The sequence below is a fragment of the Phenylobacterium sp. J367 genome, assembly GCF_024699985.1.
Lineage (GTDB): Bacteria > Pseudomonadota > Alphaproteobacteria > Caulobacterales > Caulobacteraceae > Phenylobacterium.
Genome location: NZ_JAJONA010000001.1, coordinates 2,022,465 through 2,041,452 on the forward strand (window position 1 = coordinate 2,022,465; position 18,988 = coordinate 2,041,452).

The following is an 18,988-nucleotide window of genomic DNA, read 5'->3' on the forward strand; positions in this document are numbered from 1 at the left end:
GATGCAGGGCCGGATGCAGGATTGGCCGCTTACGGTCGACAGGATCCTGGACCATGCGAAGGCCTGGCACGGCGGAATCGAGGTGGTCAGCCGCTCGGTCGAGGGGCCGATCGTGCGCACCACCTATGCGGAGATCCACGAGCGCGCGAAGCGGCTGTCGAATGCGCTGAAGGCCATGGGAATCCAGAAGGGCGACCGCGTCGCGACCCTCGCCTGGAACACCGGCCGCCACGTGGAAGCCTGGTACGGCGTCATGGGCATCGGGGCGGTCTGCCACACGCTGAACCCGCGCCTGTTCCCCGAGCAGCTCTGCTACATCATCAACCACGCCGAGGATAAGGTCCTCTTCACCGACCTCACCTTCCTGCCGATCCTGGCCGCGCACCGCGCGAACATGCCGACGGTGAAGCACTTCGTGGTGATGACCGACCGCGAGGGCATGAAGGGCGTCGATTTCCCGGGCGCGCTGTGCTTCGAGGACCTGGTCGAGCAGAACTCGGCCGATGTCGCCTGGGGCGGCTTCGACGAACAGACCCCGGCCGGCCTCTGCTACACCTCGGGCACGACCGGCAATCCGAAGGGCGTGCTCTACACCCACCGGTCCAACTTCCTGCACACCCTCGTCACCATGGGCCGCGACGTCATGGGGCTGTCGGCCACCGACGTGGTCCTGCCGGTGGTGCCGATGTTCCACGCCAACGCCTGGGGCCTGGCCTTCTCCTGCCCGGCGGTGGGCGCCAAGATGGTCATGCCCGGCCAGAAGCTGGACGGCGCCTCGGTGCACGAGCTGCTGGAGAGCGAGGGCGTCACCTTCTCGGCCGCCGTGCCGACGGTCTGGCAGATGCTGCTCAACCACCTGCGCGAGACCAGGGGGCCAGCTGACCACCCTGAAGCGCGTGGTCATCGGCGGCTCGGCGGTGCCCGAGGCCATCGTCCGCGGCTTCCGCGACGAGTACGGCGTCTCCGTCACCCACGCCTGGGGCATGACCGAGACCTCGCCGCTCGGCACGCTCGCCAATCCGACCCGCGCCATCGCCATGATGAGCGACGAGGAGCAGCTTCGCTTCACCCTGAAGCAGGGCCGCCCGCCCGTCGGCGTCGAACTGAAGCTGGTGGACGATGCCGGCAAGGTGCTGCCCCACGACGGGACCACCTTCGGCCGGCTGATGGTCCGCGGCCCCTTCGTGGTGGGCGAGTACTTCAAGGGCGACGGCGGGGCGATCCTCGACGACGAGGGCTACTTCGACACCGGCGACGTGGCGACCATCGACGAGTTCGGCTTCATGCAGATCACCGACCGCGCCAAGGACGTGATCAAGTCCGGCGGCGAGTGGATCAGCTCCATCGAGATCGAGAACATCGCCATGGGCCACCCGAAGGCCGCGCTCTGCGCCGTCATCGGCGCGGCGCACCCCAAGTGGGACGAGCGCCCCGTGCTTCTGGTCAAGCTCAAGGAAGGCGAGACGGGCAGCAAGGAGGAGTTCCTCGCCCACCTCGAGGGCAAGATCGCCAAGTGGTGGACCCCCGACGACGTGGTCTTCGTCGACGACATCCCGCTGGGCGCCACCGGCAAGATCGACAAGAAGCTCATCCGCCAGCGGATGAGCGACTACGTCCTGCCGACCGCCAAGGAAAAGGCGACCGCCTAGACGAGCCGGTACTCGCTGTCCGGTCCGGCCGGACCGTCGGTCGTGAGCACGCCTTCGCGCACGAGGTGGATCATCGCCGCCAGCATGGAGCGCGACGCCGCCGGCCACAGCCGGGGGTCCACGTCCTTGTAGAGCCGGGGCGTCAGGTCCCGGATCGTCGACGGCCCCGCCGTCAGCGCCTCGGTGATCTGGTCGATCCGCTCCTGGCGGTGGGCGAGGTAGGCGTCGATGAACGGGCGCACCTCCCGCACCGGCGAGCCGTGCGTCGGCCACAGCGTCGCGAAGCCCCGGTCGCGGATGGTCCGCAGGCTCGCCAGGTAGTCGGTCATGTCGCCGTCCGGCGGGGTGATGACCGTCGTCGACCAGCCCATGATGTGGTCGCCGGAGAACAGCGCGTTCTCCTCCTTCAGCGCGAAGCACAGGTGGTTGGAGGTGTGGCCGGGGGTGGGGATCGCCTCCAGCGTCCAGCCGGGGCCGGAGACCTCGCCGCCGCCGCAGAGGCTGACGTCCGGCTGGAAGTCGGCGTCGTGGCCGGCCTCCATCTTCACCCCGCCGTCGTCCTCGTCGGGCGTGGCGACCGCGCAGCCGTAGATCGGCGCGCCGGTCCGCGCCTGCAGCGCGCGGGCCAGCGGCGAGTGGTCGGAGTGGTGGTGGGTGATGACGATGTGCGTTACCCGCTCGCCGGGGATCGCCGCCAGGATCGCCTCCAGGTGCGCCGGATCGTCGGGGCCGGGGTCGATCACCGCGACCTCGTCCCGGCCGACGATGTAGGTGCCGGTGCCGACGTAAGTGAACGGGCTCGGGTTGTTGGCGATCACCCGTCGGATCAGCGGACTGACCTGGTCGCAGCGCCCGTAGGCGAAATCGATCTCCCGGACGTAGGGGATCATCAGCCGAGCACGCCGGAGAGATCGTAGCCGGCCCCGCGGCCGAGCGCCTTCAGCTCGTCGCGGCCCCTCTGGCCCGACACCGCCTGGCCGATCGACCAGGTGACGATGGACCGCGTCCCTGAACGGCAGAAGGCCAGCACGGGCCCTGGCGCCTCGTCGAGGATCCGGTTGGTGGCCTCCACCTGGTCCGGCGTCGGCCCGCCGGTCACCGGCACGTGGAAATAGGCCAGGCCCGCCGCTTCGGCGGCCGCCGCGATCTCGGCGCCGGACGGCTGGGCGGGGTCCTCGCCGTCCGGGCGGTTGTTGATGATCGTCCGGAAGCCCTGCCGGGCCGCCTCGTCCACGTCGGCGACGCTGATCTGCGGGGCCACCGAGAGGTCTTCGGTGACGCGTCTGAAATCACTCATGACTGCTGGTTTCCATCTGGCGGGGGGCCCTTCGTTGACATCATCGGGGGCGGGTGGAAGTTTCGCAACGCCCCGCCCCGAAAAGGCCCCACGCGCAAGGCTCTCTCACCAGATGTTCCGGTTCATCGGTCGGCGGCTCCTGGTGGCGGTTCCGACCCTGCTTCTGGTGATCACCGCCGCCTTCTTCATGATGCGCGCGGCCCCGGGCAGCCCCTTCGACACCGACCGCCGGCTCTCGCCCGAGATCGAGGCGAACGTGCTGGCCAAGTTCGGCATGAACAAGCCGCTCCACGAGCAGTACGTGGACTACATGATGGGCGTCGCCCGCGGCGATCTCGGCCCGTCGCTCAAGTATCGGGACAAGAGCGTCCTCGACATCCTCAAGGAGAACTACAAGCCCTCGCTCCGCCTCGGCCTGTCGGCGATCCTCATCGCCTCGGTGGTCGGCGTGAGCCTGGGCGTGCTGGCGGCGCTGCGCCAGAACCGGCCGGCGGACTACGGGGTCATGGCGGTCGCCATCCTGGGCGTCTGCATCCCCACCTTCGTCACCGCGCCCCTGCTGGTGCTGGTCTTCGCCTCCAAGCTGGGCTGGCTGCCCAGCGGCGGCTGGAACGACGGGGCGCTGATCAACATGGTGCTGCCGGTCACCGTGCTGGCCCTGCCGCAGATCGCCATCATCTCGCGCCTGACCCGCGCCGGCATGGTCGAGGTTCTGCACGCCAACTACATCCGCACCGCCCGCGCCAAGGGCCTGCCGGAGCACCGGATCGTCACCCGCCACGCGCTGCGGGCCGCCATCCTGCCGCTGGTCAGCTACCTCGGCCCCGCCTGCGCCGGCCTGATCACCGGCTCCCTGGTGGTGGAGAAGATCTTCAACCTCCCCGGCCTCGGGAAGTTCTTCGTGATCAGCGCGCTGCAGCGCGACTACACCGTCGTCATGGGCATGGTGATCTTCTACGCCGCCCTGATCCTCCTCCTGAACCTGGTGGCCGACCTGCTCTACGCCGCCCTCGATCCCCGGGTGCGGCTGGCATGACCTCTTCGATCCTGGTCCCCGGCTCCCGCAAGGGGGCGGACAGCATGGAGCGCGCGGCCGTCAAGGGCCGCAGCCTCTGGGACGACGCGCGACGGCGGCTGCTGCGCAACAAGGCGGCGGTCGCCGGCATGGTGGTGCTCGCCCTGCTGGTGCTGGGCGCCCTGGTGGGCCCGTACCTGACGGGATGGCCCTACGACCAGGTGAACAAGGAGGACGTGTGGCTGGGCGCCGCTGCAGGGCGGCCACCTGCTGGGAACCGACTCGCTCGGCCGCGACCTGGCCGCTCGCCTGCTCATGGGCCTGCGCGTCTCGCTGGCCATCGGACTCGTGGCCACCGTCGTCTCGCTGATCATCGGCGTGGCCTGGGGCGCCGTCGCGGGCTACGTCGGCGGGCGGCTGGACGAGGTGATGATGCGCATCGTCGACGTCCTCTACTCGCTGCCCTTCATCTTCTTCGTGATCCTCCTGATGGTCACCTTCGGCTCGAACATCATCCTGATCTTCGTGGCGATCGGCGCGGTCGAATGGCTCACCATGAGCCGGATCGTGCGCGGCCAGACGCTGACCCTGAAGCACAAGGAGTTCGTCGAGGCCGCCCGCGCCGCGGGGCTCTCCCAGGGCGCGATCATCGCCCGGCACATCGTGCCCAATCTCCTCGGGCCCGTGGTCGTCTATGTGACCCTGACCATCCCGGCGGTGATCCTGGCGGAGAGCTTCCTCTCCTTCCTGGGGCTGGGCGTGCAGCCGCCCATGGCCTCGCTGGGCACCCTGATCGCCAACGGCGCCCAGGACATGGAGCTCGCGCCCTGGCTGCTGGTGTTCCCGTCAGTGGTGATGGTCGTGACGCTGATGAGCTTCAACTTCATCGGCGATGGCCTGCGCGACGCCATCGACCCGAAGGACCGGTGAGCGCGTCAGGCGAAAGTGTGAAGCGGTTTCGCCGCCCGGACGCGCTCGGATGGGCTCGCTACTGTTGGCGGCTGGCGCGGAAGGAGCGCTGGTTCTTCACGCTCAGCATATAGCTCCCCAGTGAGGCCTTGCGGATGCGCACGGGGTCGCCCGGCTTGGGCGCGAAGGGCACCTCGTTGGCGTCGATCTGCGCCCAGACCGCGCCGTCCTTCAGCTCGACGATCCACTTGCCCGCGCTGGTCATTCGCGCGGCCGCGACCTCGCCGGTCAGGCTGTCGAGGTCCTCCGGCTTCTCGCCCTTCTCGAACAGGCTGAGCGACGGCATCTGGAAGCCGAAGGCCTGCTTGCGCACCTCGCGGGCCTGTTCGCGGTCGACCACCACCACGTCGCCCTTGGCCTCCGCGGTCTCCAGCGCCTCGGCGGCGGTGTCGTAGCAGGCCAGGCGCTCGGCGCTGTCGGCCACCTTGCGGCAGTCGCTGAGCTTCTGCAGCGCCTGCGCCCGCTGGGCCTTGGACTGGGCGAGCGCCGGCTGGGCGGTCAGCGCCAGGCCGACCGCGGCGGCCAGGACGAGGCGGACCCGGAGAGATCTCATGTGCGCGAACCCCTGAACACGAAGGCGCGCATTCAAGCCGCCGGCCCGGTCCGGCGCAATCGCCAGCCTTCGCTGTTCGGCCGATTCTCAGTCACGTCCGGCGGCGGCTGTCGCCGGTCCACGATTCCTGCAAGCCCTGAGTGGCGCATTTCAGCCACACGGGGTCGCAGAGGTTGAAAAGTGCTCGCTTCGGGGCAGGTGCGACAATCTGTGACCAGAATGCGACACGTCGGCGTCGACCACCTGACAGGGCTGTAATGTGCGTTGACCCCTAGATGGTTACGCTCGTAACTCCACCGTAACCGGGCGCGACTTCGTTCCCGGGACCGAACCTTGTTGGGGAGCGGGTCCGCCATCGGCGGACCGCTGGAGGATGTAGACCTTGCAAATCAAATCCATGCGGGAGCGCCTGTTGGCGTCTTCCATGATCTGCGGTGTGGCCGTACTCGGCCTGTCCGCTACGCAGGCGGCGGCGCAGGACGAAGTGTCCGAAATCGTCGTCACCGGCACCCGGATCCCCTCTCCCAACCTGGAGAGCGTGAGCCCCGTGACCGCCATCGGCTCCGCCGAAATCAAGGCTCAGGGCGTCACCCGGGTCGAGGACATGGTCAACAGCCTGCCGCAAGCGTTCGCGGCCCAGGGCGCGGCCCTCTCCAACGGCTCGACCGGTACGGCCACCGTCAACCTGCGCGGCCTGGGCGCCACCCGCACCATGGTGCTGGTCGACGGCCGTCGCCTGATGCCGGGTACGCCGAACACCGCCGGCGGCGCGCTGGCCCCCGACCTGAACTTCATCCCGACCGCGCTCGTCGAACGCGTTGACGTGCTGACCGGCGGCGCCTCGGCCGTTTACGGCGCCGACGCCGTGGCCGGCGTCGTCAACTTCATCCTGCAGAAGAACTTCGAAGGTGTCCGCATCGACACCCAGTACGGGTTCTACCAGCACAAGAACGACAACCCGGTGGCGGACGTCGTGGCCGCCGCCGCCGCCGGCGCCGCCAGCCCGGAATTCTTCGCGCTGCCGGACGAGAACGTGATCGACGGCGAAAGCTCGGAAATCACCCTGGTGTTCGGCGTCAATGCGCCGGACGGCCGCGGCAACATCACCGCCTACGCCGGCTACCGCCACTTCGAGCCGATCCTGCAGGGCAGCCGCGACTTCTCGTCGTGCACGCTCAATTCGGACGCGACCTTCGCGGCCGCCGGCTGCGGTGGTTCGGGCACGGCCTTCCCGGCCCGCGTCGGCAACTTCGTCGTCGACGTGACCAGCCCGGCGCAGCAGTTCCGCCCGCGCGTCGCGTCGCGCGACGTCTATAACTTCGGCCCGTCCAACTACTACCAGCGTCCGGACGACCGCTACGTGATGGGCGCGTTCGCCCACTATGAACTCACCGACTGGGCGGAAGCCTACGCCGACCTGATGTTCATGGACGACAAGTCCACCTATCAGATCGCGCCGGGCGGCATCTTCGCCGGCACCTTCTCGATCAACTGCGCCAACCCGCTCCTGTCGGCCCAGCAGGCCGGCCTCCTGACCGCCACGGCGGCCTCGGGCGGCGGCACCTGCGCCAGCAACCCGGCCGGCACGTTCACGGGCATCGTCGCCCGCCGGAACACGGAAGGCGGCGGCCGTCAGGGCACGACCGAGCACGTTCAGTACCGCTACGTCGTGGGTATCCGCGGCGACATCAGCGAGAACTGGACCTACGACGCCTACATGCAGTACGGCCGCGTCGACTTCGACCAGGTCCAGACGGGCTTCTTCCGCACGGGCGCCATCCAGAACGCCCTGAACGTCGTGAACGTGAACGGCACCCCGACCTGCGCGTCGGTGGTGAACGGCTCGGACACGGCCTGCGTGCCCTACAACATCTTCCGCATCGGCGGCGTCACCCAGGCGGCCCTCGACTACCTGGAAACCCCCTCCACCCAGGCGGGTAACCTGTTCGAGCGCATCGTCAACGTCTCGTTCGGCGGCATGCTCGGCGACTACGGCCTGAAGAGCCCGTGGGCGGAAGACGGCGTGGGCGTCTCGTTCGGTGCGGAATACCGCCGCGAACAGCTCGACTTCGCCGCCGACTACGTGTCGTCGTCGGGCGCCCTGAACGGTTCGGGCGGCGCCTCGCCGCCGGTGAACGGCTCGTTCGACGTCTATGACCTGTTCGGCGAAGCCCGCATCCCGCTGGTGCAGGACATGCCGTTCGCCAAGTCGCTGACGTTCGAGACCGCCTACCGCTTCTCGGACTACAACTCGATCGGCACCACCCACACCTACAAGTTCGCCGGTGACTGGGAACCGATCGACGACCTGCGCTTCCGCGCCAGCTACCAGCGCGCCGTCCGTGCGCCGCACGTCCTCGAGCTGTTCAGCCCGCAGAACGTCGTCCTCGACGGTACGCAGGATCCCTGCGCCGGCCTCTCCGCCGGTGACGCCCTGGTGGCCCGCTGCGCCCAGGCCTTCGGCCTGACCACGGCCCAGGTGCTGGCCATCGAAGAGAACCCGGCCAACCAGTACAACGGCCTGACCGGCGGTAACCCGGACCTCGATCCGGAAAAGTCCGACACCTACTCGCTGGGCGTCGTCTTCCAGCCGTCGATGGTCCCGGGCCTGAACGTGTCGGTCGACTGGTTCAACATCAAGGTCGACGACTACATCTCCGGCATCGGCGCCGACCTGATCATCAACAACTGCCTCGACACGCTCGACCAGTTCTATTGCGGCCTCGTCAACCGGGACTCGCAAGGCTCGATCTGGCTGTCGCCGCAGGGCTACGTGGTCGACACGACGCTGAACACCGGTTCGCTGGAAACGGCGGGCGTCGACTTCAACCTCGGCTACCGCACCGACCTCGACCGCTTCGGCATGACCGACGCGGGCGGCATCTCGGTGTCGTTCGTCGGCACCTGGCTCGACAAGCTGTCGATCAAGTCGCTGCCGGACTCGGAGTCGTTCGACTGCGTCGGCAAGTACGGCACGATCTGCTCGGTCTCGGGCGGTCTGTCCTCGCCGAACCCGGAATGGCGTCACAAGGCTCGCCTGACCTGGAACACCCCCTGGTCGTACAACGACTGGATCTCCAGCGTCGGCCTGTCGGTCCAATGGCGTCACTTCAACAAGGTGACCCTGGACGCCTACTCGGATGACCCGCTGCTCAACAACCCGGGCCTCCAGTACGAAACCGACAAGACCCTCGGCGCGCGGGACTACTTCGACCTGACCGCGACCTGGACCATGAAAGACACTGTCAACTTCCGCCTCGGCGTGAACAACGTGTTCGACAAGGATCCGCCGCTGAACGGTTCGTCGAACTGCCCGACCGGGCCCTGCAACGGCAACACCTGGCCGCAAGTGTACGACACCTTCGGCCGCTACATCTTCCTGGGCCTGACCGCCGACTTCTAGTCGACGACAGACCAGCAAGGTTCGACCCGGGGCGGCGGAGCAATCCGCCGCCCCTTCTTTTTCGGCTAACTGGGGGCGGCGGAGCGATCCGCCGCCCCTTTTCATGCGCGCGAGGCGGCGGCGAAACACGGGCTGAACCGATCCGCCGCGACTGCTAGTGTGCGGTCTCTTTGCATTCGGGGTTGCGGCGTTGAGCGGCGGTTGGAAGGTCGGACAGATCCAGGTGAAGGTCGGCGGGCTCGACATGCCCAAGGTCGCGCCGTCCCGGTCCGAGGAGGAGCAGACCCGCGCTGCCCTGCGCGCTATCCATGAGGCCGCCCAGGCCCGGGACTTCGAGCGCGCCGAGACCCTGGCGGAAGCCGCCTACCGCGGCGGCCTCAGGCACCCGATGGTGCTGAACCTCGTGGCGCTCCGGCTGGAGAAGGGTGAGCGGTTCGAGGATGCGCTGGCCGTGCTGCGCGAGGCGGTCGAGGCCGCCCCGAAGGAATTCACCGCCCGCAACGCGCTCGCGCTCTGTCTCCTCCGCCTGGAGCGCTACGGCGAGGCGCTCGACCAGTTCGACGAGGTCCTGGCCCAGCAGCCGGACTTCCCCGGCGCGCTCTGCGGCCGCGGCGCGGGCTTCGAGGCGACCGGCCGGCTGCTGGAGGCGGAGGCCGACTACCGCCGGGCCCTCGCGGTCCAGCCTGAGAACCTGGGCGCCGTCGCAGGCCTCGCGAACCTGACCAGCCGCCGCGGGCGCCCACGCCGAGGCCCGCGCGCTCGCCGAGCGTGTCCTGGCCGTCCAGCCGAACTATCCGGACAGCGTCATGGTGGTGGCCGCCGCCGACCTGGCGGACGGACGAACCGCGGATGCCATCGCCCGTCTGCAGGCGCTCGCCGCCGACAGCCGTCTCACCGATGTCCAGAGGGGCCTCGCCCAGGGCCTGCTGGCCGATGTCCTCGACGCCGAGGGCCGCATCCCCGAGGCCTACGAGGCCTATGCCGCCGGCAACATGACGCTCTGGAGGGCCTATGCGCCGGCCTTCGCCGACCAGCCCGCGGCGCTCGACTTCGCCCGCGACGTCCTGGACGCCCTGGATTTCGGCGGCCCGGAGACCTGGCCTGTCTCGCCGGCCGGCGCGCCGCCCGGCGTGAAGCGCCACGTCTTCCTGCTGGGCTTCCCCCGGTCCGGCACCACCCTTTTGGAACAGGTTCTGGGCAGCCACCCCGAGGTGGAGACGCTCGAGGAGCGCGACACCCTCTCGGCCGCCATCCGCGCCTTCATGAGCCGGGCCGGCGACGTGGCCAACCTCGCGAGCGCGCCCGAAGCGGAGCTCGCCGAGCTGCGCGCCGCCTACTGGGAGCGCGTCCGCGCCGAAGGCGCCCGGCCCGATGGCAAGGTGTTCGTCGACAAGCACCCGCTCAACACCTTCCGGCTGCCGCTGATCGCCCGCCTGTTCCCCGACGCGGTGGTCCTGATGGCCCGGCGCGACCCGCGCGACGTCGTGCTCTCCGCCTGGCGTCGCCGCTTCGCCATGAGCAGCTCGGCCTATCAGCTCCTCACCCTGCCCGGGACCGCCGGCTACTACGACGCGGCCATGCGCATGGCCGACCGGTTCGCAGGCGTACTCGGCGAACGTCTCCACGTGGTCCGCCACGAGGCGATGATCGAGGATTTCGACGCCGAGGTCGGCGCGGTCTGCGAGGTGCTGGGCATCCCCTTCACGGCGGACCTGCGGGCGTTCGCCGACCGGGTCCGAGAGCGGGGGATCGCCACGCCGTCCGCCGCCCAGCTCGCCGGCGGCCTCTCGGGCGAAGGTCTGGGCGCCTGGCGCCGCTATCGCGACCAGCTCGCCCCCGTCCTGCCGACGCTGGCGCCGTGGGTCGAACGGTTCGGCTACGAGGCGGAATGAGCGAGGCCCCGGCCCGCACCCCCGACCTGGCCCTGGCCGCCCGCCTGGGGGCCGAAGGCGACCGGCTCCGGCTCTCCGGCGACCTCGCGGGCGCCGACGCCGCCTACGCCCGCCAGATCGAGGCGCTGGCCGCCGACGAGCAGGTCGCCCAGGCGGCGGACGCCCTGGCCCACGACCGCCTCGCCGAGGCCCAGCAGCTCGTCAGCGTCGCCCTGCAGCGCCGGCCGTCGGACGCCTCGGCCGTCCGCCTGCTCGCAGAGGTGGCCGCCCGCATCGGCCGCCTGGCGGACGCCGAACGCCTGCTCGCCCGGTGCCTGGACCTGCAGCCGGGGTTTCCCGGCGCCCGCCTCGCGCTCGCCCTGGTCCTCCACCGCCAGAACCGGCCGCTCGACGTCCTGCGCGAGGCCGACACCCTGCTCCGCCAGACGCCGTCCAGCATCCTCGGCCGCCACCTGCGCGCCGCCGCGCTCGTGCGCATCGGCGAGTTCTCGAAGGCGGCCGAGACCTACGCCTCGGTCCTCGCCGAGCATCCCGACCAGCCGCTGACCTGGATGGCCCATGGCCACGTGCTGAAAACGCTCGGCCGTCAGGCTGAAGCGGTATCCGCATACCGTGAGAGTGTCCGCCTGCGCCCGGCGCTCGGCGAGGCCTGGTGGAGCCTCGCCAACCTCAAGACCGTCCGTTTCAGTGAGTACGACGCCGAGTCCATGACCGCCGCCCTGGCCGCGGCCGGCCTCGCCGACGACGACCGCTTCCACCTTCACTTCGCGCTCGGTAAGGCGCTGGAGGATGCCGGGCGTTACGGCCAGAGCTTCGAGCACTACGCGCAGGGCAACGCCATCCGCGGCGCGCGGCTCGGCTACGAGGCGGCCGACACCACCCAGCAGATGCGCCGGGCGAAGGCGCTCTTCACGCCGACCTTCTTCGCCGCGCGGGCGGGCAGGGGAGCGCGGCGCCCGATCCGATCTTCATCGTCGGCCTGCCCCGCGCCGGCTCCACGCTCATCGAACAGATCCTCGCCAGCCACTCCCGGGTGGAGGGGACCCAGGAGCTTCCCGACCTTCCCGCCATCGCGGCCCGCCTAGGCGGCCGCGCCCGCCGCGCCTCGGAAGGCGCCTACCCGGACGTCCTGGCCGCGATGTCGCCGCAGGAACTCCGGACCCTCGGCGACGAATACCTCGCGCGCACCAAGGTGCACCGCAAGCTCGGCCGGCCGTTCTTCATCGACAAGAACCCGACGAACTGGATCCACGTCGGCCTGATCCAGCTGATCCTGCCGAACGCCAGGATCATCGACGCCCGTCGCCACCCGCTGGGCTGCTGCTTTTCGGCCTTCAAGCAGCACTTCGCCGAGGGCCAGACGTTCAGCTATGCGCTCGAGGATCTGGGCCGCTACTACGCCGACTACGTCGCCCTGATGGCCCACTTCGACGATGTCCTGCCCGGGCGCGTCCACCGCGTGATCTACGAGCAGATGGTCGCCGACCCCGAGGCCGAGGTCCGCCGCCTGCTCGCTCACTGCGGCCTGCCCTTCGAGGAGGGCTGCCTGCGCTTCTACGAGAACGACCGCGCCGTTCGCACCGCCTCCTCCGAACAGGTCCGCCGGCCGATCTACGCCGACGCCACCGGGCACTGGCGCAACTACGAGCCCTGGCTCGACCCGTTGAAGTCGGCGCTGGGTCCCGTGCTCGCCGCCTGGCCGGAGGCGCCGCGATGACCTGGACCCGCCGCGGGATCGCCGCCGCCCTCCCGCCCGGTCTGCTCGGCGCCTGCGCGACCCTGCAGTCCGCCGGCCCGCCGATCGTTTCGGTGAACCTGCTGGACGCTGAGATCCCGCCCGCGCCGCCGCCCACCGACATGGCGCTGCTGGAGACCGCCTTCGACGAGGCGCGCCGCATGACCGTCCCGGTCTATGTGGACAGGAAGGGGCCCTATCCCTTCGTGGTCGACACCGGCGCCAACCGGACCGTGGTCAGCCGCGAGCTGGCCGGCGCCTGCAGCTTGCCGCTGGCGGGCCGGGCCGACGTCCACGGCATCGCCGGCGTCGAGCCAGCCGACCTCGCCCGGGTGGATCGCCTGCGGGTGGGCTCGGTGTTCTCCAGCGGGCTGGAGCTCCCCGTCCTGCCGCGCACCCGTCTGGGGGCCGACGGCCTGCTGGGCGTGGACATCTTCAAGAACCGGGTGGTCCGGCTCGACTTCGCCGCCAACCGCTTCGAGATCAGCGCCTCCGGGCGGGGCATGGAGCTCGGCGGCCGCCCCACCGACACCCGGATCAAGGACACCCAGGCGCCGGTCCGCGTGCCGGCCCAGTACCGGTTCGGCCAGCTCGTCATCCTCGACGCCGAGGTGGGCGGGGTGAAAGTCGCCGCCTTCATCGATTCCGGCTCGCAGGTGACGGTGGGCAACCGGGCGCTGCGCGAGGCCGCGGTCCGGGCCCGGCCCGAACTCGCCGTGCGGCTGGCGCCCGTGCCCCTGATCAGCGCGACCGGCCAGACGGCGCGCGGCGAGTTCGCGACCCTGCCGCCGGTCCGCCTGGGCGGCCTCGCCATCCACGAAGTGCTGGGGGTCTTCGCCGACCTGCACATCTTCGACCTGTGGAAGCTGAACGACCGGCCGGCCCTGCTGGTCGGCGTCGACGTGCTGCGGCATTTCCAGGACGTGACGCTCGACTTCGGCCGCAAGCAGGTGGCCTTCGCGCCCCGGGCGCCGGGGCAGAGGCTGAAGCGCCCCTCCTAGAACGAGGGCGTCGGGGCCAGCACCATCGCGCCCTGGTCGCGCAGACGCGCCTGGGCCAGCTCGTCCAGCACCCGCTCGGCGCGCGGATCGCCGAACACCCAGGCCGCCGCCGCCAGCGTCCGCACCGACGAGGTCTGCACGCCGAGGATCCGCTCCAGGGCCTCGAACGGCGAGGCCTGCGGGCCGACGCGGCGCAGATGCGGTTCGCCCTCCAGCTTGGCGAGCGTCTTGGCTTCGTCGACCGCGTCGTAGAAGCCGCCGAGCTTGTCCACCAAGCCGAGGCGCAGCGCCTGGGAGCCGGTCCAGACGCGGCCCTTGGCGATTTCGCGCACCTGGTCTGGGCTGAGCTGCCGGCCCGCTGCGACGCGGGCGATGAAGGTCTCGTAGATGCGGTCCATCCAGCCGGCGAAGGCGGCCCGTTCCTGCGGCGTGAAATCCTCCCCGACGTCGAAGGCGCCGGCATTGGGATTGCCGACCCCGACGTCGCGCAAATCGACCCCGTAGCGACTGAGCGCCTCGCCGAAAGCGAACTTGCCGCCGAACACGCCGATCGAGCCGGTGAGCGTGGTGGGCTCGGCGACGATCGAGGACGCCTCCGAGGAGACCCAGTAGCCGCCCGACGCCGCATAGGTGCCCATGGAGACCACGACCGGCTTGCCGGCCGCCTTGGCCGCGCGGATCTGCGAAAGGATCTGCTCGGAGGCGGTGTCCGAGCCGCCCGGAGAGTTCACCCGGAAGACGATGGCCTTCACGTCCTTGGCCCGGATCGCGGCCTGGAAGGCGTCGGCGATGTCGTCAGAATAGATGGCGCCCCCGCCGGCAAAGGGGTTGCCGCCGCCGTCCTTGCCCGTGACGATCGCGCCCTCGCCGCTGATCACGGCGATGGAATCGCCGCCGCGGCGCCCGCTCGCGGCGATGGTCGTAATCCTCGAAATCGAGCAGCTCGGCGTCGTCGCCCGCCCGCTTCAGCAGGGCCGCCTGCGCCTCGCGCACCTGGCCCAGCCTGTCGATCAGCTTCAGCCGGAGCGCATCCTCGGCGAGGTAGGGACCGGCCTCCAGGTTGGCGCGCAGCGCGGTCGCGTCGAGCTTGCGGTCGGCGGCCACGGCGGCCAGGCCCGTCTCGTAGATCGAACCCATCCAGGAGAGCGTCGCCTCGCGGTGGGCGGGCGTGTAGTCGTCGTGCAGGTAGCCGTTGACTGCGTTCTTGTACTCCTGCCGCTGCTCGAAGTTCGGCGAGACGCCGAAGCGGTCGAAGAAGCGCTTCAGGAAGATGTCCTCGGTGGCGATCCCGGTGACCTGGAACGAGGCGCCCGGCTGCATCCACAGCTCGTTGGCGGACGCGCCCAGCATATAGGTGTGCGTGACGATGCCGGCCGGGAACAGGCCCTGGCTGTGGGCGATCACCGGCTTTCCGGCGGCGCGGAAGTGCTTGATGGCCAGCCGGATCTCGTCGGCCGCCGCCGGCTCCAACCCGCCCTCCGGCAGACGGATCAGCACACCTTTGATCCGGTCATCCTCGGACGCCCGCCGCAGGCCCTCGATGATCGACATCACCGACTGCGAGCGCCGGCCGAAGCTGGCGAACGGGTTCTGCGGGTCCTGGTCGGTGAGCGGGTCGCGCAAGTCAAGCTCGAGCACCGTGCGCGACGGCACAGGCGCGGGCCCGGCCGCGCTCGCCGCCATGGCGACGAGCACGATCGGAACCCCGATCAGGAAGATCATCAGGCCGGCGAATACGCCCGCCGCGGTGATCAGGAACTGCTTCATGGAGCCGGTCGAACCCTGCGCGCGCGGGCCGCGTGGACCGCGGCCCAGCGACCGGCTGTCGCACACATTCCCTTGCGCGGGAAGGGTTCGCTGGGCCGCGCCGCGGCTCAGCCCGCGCGGCGGCTGACCAGTTCGGCCCGCGGGAACGGCAGCCGGGACGTCTTGGTCGCGGGGCCCGTCCCGATGCGGCTCTTCACCGCCCGCCAGATCCTGGGCGCATTGGCGAGCGCCAGGCGCCGGAGCGCCGGGTTCAGCAGCAGAGCGCCGCCGGCCGCCGCGCCCAGAACGATCAGTCCGGCGGACACCGGGCGCTTGCGCACCTCGCCCGCGAGCGCCTGGGCGCCGGCGGCGGAGGCCGCGCCTGACCGGCGGCCCATCGACACGGCCGCGTCGCGGGCGCCGGCGATCCGCTCACGCGCGTGGGTCAGGTTCTGGTTCATCGCGTCGCTCCCGCGGAGCAGGCGGTCGGACTTCAGGGACTGCAGACGGTCGATCATGGGAACCTCTCGTGGGACGTCCCGGCCATAACGCGGAGCGACGCACAGCGTTCGCGGCGACCGCGACGTCGGCGCCGCAGGCGTCTCTGGAACCGTGCTGATTTTGGGTGGAAGGTCGCCGCCTTCGGGATTGGGCGGGAGGAAGATGGTCGGAGTGGCAGGATTCGAACCTGCGACCCCCGCGTCCCGAACGCGGTGCTCTACCAGACTGAGCCACACTCCGACTTGGAGGGCGGCTTATAGGGGAGTGTTTCTGAGCCCGCAAGCGGCCAGAAAACGCGCACAATGGGGGCGTTGCATCGGCGGAGGTCCTGCGCTATCTCACCGCCTCTCGCGAGGGCGACCCCCTCGACGCCCATTCCTGCTGGGGAATGGTGTAATGGTAACACTGCGGTTTTTGGTACCGTCATTCTAGGTTCGAGTCCTAGTTCCCCAGCCAAGGCCCTCTAAAGGGCTGAAAACACAGAAAACCTTACAAAATCAGCCGCTCGTTAGGTGCACAGTCACAAAAGGCTGTCACAAAATGCGCCTGATGAAGCACGTCGATCAGAGGGGCGGAATCTACCGCGTCCGCATGGTGATTCCGCCTGCGGCGCGTCATGCATTCCCCCACCTTCCCGCGTCGGGCGACTACGCGGTCAGCCTCAGGACCCGCGACGAGGCCGTGGCGTTCATGAAGGCGCCGCCGATCATCGCCGACCTGAAGCAGCGCATCGCCGCCGCCCTTCAAGCGTCACCCCAGCCGGTCGCGCAGACCACTCCCGCGATCTACCGTCCTGCTGAAGTTCGGGCCGCTATCGAGAGATGGCGTGTGGCCGCCATCAATGCCGCCCAAGCCGATCACTTCAGCGGCGCCGCGCCGGTGATCCCCATGTTCGGGGACGAGGCCATGGCAATCAGCGACCTGCGCCATAAGCTAGCCAGCGAAACAACCTTCGACCAGATCGCCGACTTTGAAGATCGGCTGCGCGGCGCACTAGCCAGCGAGGGCCTGGAGGTGTCTGCCGGTCATCCGTTGCTTTCGCAGCCTGCGGCGCGGGCGTGGTTCGGGAGGGCGTGGGCGAGCGTCGAACGCCATACTGAACAGTTCCGGCGAGGGGTCTTCAAGGACTGGCCCGAGGACGGAGCGCAGGAGACGCCACAGCAGCCTCCCGCCCCTCAGTCAATTGCGACCGCCTCTGTCACCATGAAGGCCCTCGTAGACCGCTACGTCGCCGCCAAGAAGCCCAAGAGCGAGGACGATCTTCGCTACCACTGGCGGCGGCTGGTTGAGCGCGTCGGCGATGTGGCTGTGGAGGCCGTCACGCCCGACGCGCTGGAAGCCTTCCTGATCGACCTGCGCCGGTTCCCGAAGACCCGCCGACCGGACATCGCCAAGCTCGGCTTTGACGAGATTCTGGCGAAGCACGGCGACGTGGCGCCGCCCATCGCCGAGCCGACCGTCTGGAAGCACTTTGTCAGCTACGGCCAGGTGTTCAACTATGCCCTGATGATGCGGCTGATCCCGTTCAATCCAGTCGCTGCCGTGATGCCGTCTAAGCCGAAGCCGACGAAGCCGGTTCGAGCATACACGCCTGATGAGATTGCCACGCTGTTCGCGAAGCCAATGTTCACGGGCTGCTCCAAGACCCACAATCGCAAGGGCGACCTCCATGGCTACCGCAGTGTGCCCGGTGCCATCGTCCTAAAGGATGGCCGTTACTGGATGCCGATCCTCAACCTCTTCCATGGCAACCGGATGGAGGAATGGGGCGGGGCGAAGGTCGCCGACATCAAGTGCGAGGGCCAGATTAACTATCTCGACCTGACGCAGCGCGCATTGAAGAACGACACGGCGAACCGCCTCTTGCCGCTCCATCCCAAGCTCGTGGCACTCGGGTTTCTGGACTATGTCGCTGAGCGGCGCATCGCGGGAGATGTTTATCTCTTTCCCGAATTCCCACACGACATGAGCGAGGCTGATGATCCGGAAGCCTCGACCCGCCAATTCACCAAATGGTGGGGGCTATGGTCGGACGCGAATGGCTTCTCCGATCCGACTGTGAACTTCCACAGCTTTCGCCACACGTTCAAGCGCGCCTGCCGGGGGGTAATCTCTGAGGAGATCAGTGATTTAATCACCGGACATAAGGGGATTGGCGGTGCCGGGCGCGGGTATGGCGCAGGCGCCGATCTGGCTTTGTTGGCTGAAGCCATTCGGAGGGTCGATTACCCGACATTCGCACTGAACAGGTGAAGTGGATGGCGTCCGCTCTCCATCGGCCGAGTGCGACGTGCGGGTGATATGCGCGTAGCATCGGACAAGGCGGATGGCTGGCCTGATGGAGACGGCGATGGCGGTTGTGCGACTAGGTGCAGACGGTGAGATTGACGTGCTCGTTCCGCCCACCGCTGAGGAGATCGTTGAGGCGGAAGTGGCCGTCCACCGAGTGATTGAGGCCCTGGCCCGTGTTGCCGAGGAGCAGGATTGCGCGGCGCGCCAAGCGCAGGCGCAGTTGTTGGAAGGCAGTGAGCAGCACGAGGCCGAACCCGGCGATTATGGCAGGTAGACGAGGGGCGCCCACAGCCTCACGCTCGGCCGGCCTCCTGACGGATCGTCTGAACCATCCTCATCGACCGTTTCACCCGTTGCACAGTTGCCGTTGAGACGCCGGTGGAGGCCGCTACCACACGGATTGATTGGCCGCCTTGCAAGGCTTTCTGAACCTTCTCGACACGGCTCCTGGGGATGGGCGGACGACCGATCCGCACCCCTCGCGCACGACAACGGTCATGTGCGGCTTTTACGCGGCTGACGACGAGGGCGCGTTCAAACTCGGCGAAGACGCCCAGCATCTGGAAGAGCATCCGGCCGCTCGGGGTGCTGGTGTCGATGGCCTGCTGGTGCAGGTAGAGGTCGCATCCCTTCGCTTGGATGTCGGAGAGGAAGCTCACCAGATCGGGCAGGGAGCGTCCGAGACGGTCTACGGACCATGCGGCGACGATCTGCACCTCACGTCGAGCGATAGCGTTCAGCAGGGCGTTGTAGCCTGGCCGCTTGTCCCTCCCTTTGGCGCCGCTCACGCCTTCGTCGGAGAAGGTGTGCACGATCTCCCAGCCGGATCTTCGGGCGACCTCGGTCAGCACGAGAAGCTGGTTCTCGATGGTCTGATCGTCGGTGCTGACGCGGACGTAGAGGGCGGCTCGCTTCATCTCAGAGACGATCTCATG

16 protein-coding genes, 2 tRNA genes and 3 pseudogenes are annotated in these 18,988 nt (G+C 69.1%); 13 read left to right on the forward strand and 8 right to left on the reverse strand.

Features of this window, described 5'->3' with window-relative positions; genetic code table 11:
* The first annotated feature begins 1 nt into the window (after position 1).
* A pseudogene (locus LRS04_RS10905) lies at positions 2-1,649 on the forward strand (long-chain-fatty-acid--CoA ligase).
* Here LRS04_RS10905 and LRS04_RS10910 read toward each other — a convergent pair.
* Both LRS04_RS10910 and LRS04_RS10915 read right to left on the reverse strand, forming a co-directional pair.
* Positions 1,646-2,539: an MBL fold metallo-hydrolase gene (locus tag LRS04_RS10910; protein ID WP_257816387.1), complete on the reverse strand. Its 894-nt coding sequence runs from the start codon at positions 2,537-2,539 to the stop codon at positions 1,646-1,648. The pseudogene LRS04_RS10905 and the gene LRS04_RS10910 sit on opposite strands and share 4 nt — an antisense overlap.
* Entirely contained in the window at positions 2,539-2,946 is a 408-nt protein-coding gene (locus LRS04_RS10915; protein WP_257816388.1) for a TIGR01244 family sulfur transferase, read from the reverse strand. The genes LRS04_RS10910 and LRS04_RS10915 overlap by 1 nt, the downstream gene beginning before the upstream one ends.
* Positions 2,947-3,058: 112 nt before the next feature.
* Here LRS04_RS10915 and oppB point away from each other — a divergent pair, with 112 nt between their 5' ends.
* The 3 genes and pseudogenes from oppB to LRS04_RS10925 all read left to right on the forward strand — a co-directional run bounded on the left by oppB (position 3,059) and on the right by LRS04_RS10925 (position 4,891).
* Positions 3,059-3,982, forward strand: a complete 924-nt coding sequence (oppB, locus tag LRS04_RS10920) for an oligopeptide ABC transporter permease OppB (protein WP_257816389.1) — start codon at positions 3,059-3,061, stop codon at positions 3,980-3,982.
* Between the two features lie 44 nt (positions 3,983-4,026).
* A pseudogene (locus LRS04_RS27860) lies at positions 4,027-4,176 on the forward strand (hypothetical protein); the annotation flags it as partial.
* A 100-nt stretch (positions 4,177-4,276) separates the two neighbouring features.
* Positions 4,277-4,891: an ABC transporter permease gene (locus LRS04_RS10925; protein ID WP_257816390.1), complete on the forward strand. Its 615-nt coding sequence runs from the start codon at positions 4,277-4,279 to the stop codon at positions 4,889-4,891.
* Positions 4,892-4,949: 58 nt separating this feature from the next.
* On the opposite strand, the gene LRS04_RS10930 is transcribed toward LRS04_RS10925, so the two are convergent.
* On the reverse strand, positions 4,950-5,483 hold the full coding sequence (locus LRS04_RS10930; protein ID WP_257816391.1) for a hypothetical protein: 534 nt from the start codon (positions 5,481-5,483) through the stop codon (positions 4,950-4,952).
* A 484-nt stretch (positions 5,484-5,967) separates the two neighbouring features.
* Between LRS04_RS10930 and LRS04_RS10935 the strand changes: the two genes are divergently transcribed.
* From LRS04_RS10935 to LRS04_RS10955, 6 genes and pseudogenes are all read left to right on the forward strand, one after another.
* On the forward strand, positions 5,968-8,886 hold the full coding sequence (locus LRS04_RS10935) for a TonB-dependent siderophore receptor (protein WP_257816392.1): 2,919 nt from the start codon (positions 5,968-5,970) through the stop codon (positions 8,884-8,886).
* Between the two features lie 388 nt (positions 8,887-9,274).
* Positions 9,275-9,463: pseudogene (locus tag LRS04_RS27865) on the forward strand (tetratricopeptide repeat protein); the annotation flags it as partial.
* A gap of 229 nt (positions 9,464-9,692) precedes the next feature.
* Positions 9,693-10,778, forward strand: a complete 1,086-nt coding sequence (locus tag LRS04_RS10945; protein WP_257816393.1) for a sulfotransferase — start codon at positions 9,693-9,695, stop codon at positions 10,776-10,778.
* On the forward strand, positions 10,775-11,863 hold the full coding sequence (locus tag LRS04_RS26800) for a tetratricopeptide repeat protein (RefSeq protein ID WP_308238117.1): 1,089 nt from the start codon (positions 10,775-10,777) through the stop codon (positions 11,861-11,863). The genes LRS04_RS10945 and LRS04_RS26800 overlap by 4 nt, the downstream gene beginning before the upstream one ends.
* Complete coding sequence (locus LRS04_RS26805) at positions 11,791-12,495, forward strand: sulfotransferase (protein WP_308238327.1); 705 nt, start codon at positions 11,791-11,793, stop codon at positions 12,493-12,495. Before LRS04_RS26800 ends, LRS04_RS26805 begins: the two co-directional genes overlap by 73 nt.
* Positions 12,492-13,514, forward strand: a complete 1,023-nt coding sequence (locus LRS04_RS10955; RefSeq protein WP_257816394.1) for a retroviral-like aspartic protease family protein — start codon at positions 12,492-12,494, stop codon at positions 13,512-13,514. Before LRS04_RS26805 ends, LRS04_RS10955 begins: the two co-directional genes overlap by 4 nt.
* On the opposite strand, the gene sppA is transcribed toward LRS04_RS10955, so the two are convergent.
* From sppA to LRS04_RS10970, 4 genes are all read right to left on the reverse strand, one after another.
* On the reverse strand, positions 13,511-14,392 hold the full coding sequence (gene sppA, locus LRS04_RS26810) for a signal peptide peptidase SppA (protein ID WP_308238118.1): 882 nt from the start codon (positions 14,390-14,392) through the stop codon (positions 13,511-13,513). The genes LRS04_RS10955 and sppA overlap by 4 nt on opposite strands.
* On the reverse strand, positions 14,310-15,281 hold the full coding sequence (locus LRS04_RS26815) for a S49 family peptidase (RefSeq protein ID WP_308238119.1): 972 nt from the start codon (positions 15,279-15,281) through the stop codon (positions 14,310-14,312). Before LRS04_RS26815 ends, sppA begins: the two co-directional genes overlap by 83 nt.
* Before the next feature lie 107 nt (positions 15,282-15,388).
* Positions 15,389-15,778: a hypothetical protein gene (locus LRS04_RS10965; RefSeq protein WP_257816395.1), complete on the reverse strand. Its 390-nt coding sequence runs from the start codon at positions 15,776-15,778 to the stop codon at positions 15,389-15,391.
* A gap of 146 nt (positions 15,779-15,924) precedes the next feature.
* Positions 15,925-16,001: transfer RNA gene (locus LRS04_RS10970), tRNA-Pro, on the reverse strand.
* A gap of 142 nt (positions 16,002-16,143) precedes the next feature.
* On the opposite strand from LRS04_RS10970, the gene LRS04_RS10975 reads away from it, so the two are divergent.
* The 3 genes from LRS04_RS10975 (at position 16,144) to LRS04_RS10985 (ending at position 18,327) form a co-directional block, all read left to right on the forward strand.
* Positions 16,144-16,217, forward strand: a tRNA-Gln gene (locus tag LRS04_RS10975).
* A 93-nt stretch (positions 16,218-16,310) separates the two neighbouring features.
* The gene (locus LRS04_RS10980; RefSeq protein WP_257816396.1) at positions 16,311-18,014 is read left to right on the forward strand and encodes a hypothetical protein; all 1,704 of its coding nucleotides are present in this window, start codon (positions 16,311-16,313) and stop codon (positions 18,012-18,014) included.
* A gap of 73 nt (positions 18,015-18,087) precedes the next feature.
* Positions 18,088-18,327, forward strand: coding sequence for a hypothetical protein (locus LRS04_RS10985; protein WP_257816397.1), 240 nt, complete (start codon positions 18,088-18,090; stop codon positions 18,325-18,327).
* 19 nt (positions 18,328-18,346) lie between these two features.
* On the opposite strand, the gene LRS04_RS10990 is transcribed toward LRS04_RS10985, so the two are convergent.
* On the reverse strand, positions 18,347-18,970 hold the full coding sequence (locus LRS04_RS10990) for a recombinase family protein (RefSeq protein ID WP_257816398.1): 624 nt from the start codon (positions 18,968-18,970) through the stop codon (positions 18,347-18,349).
* Between the last annotated feature and the right edge of the window lie 18 nt (positions 18,971-18,988).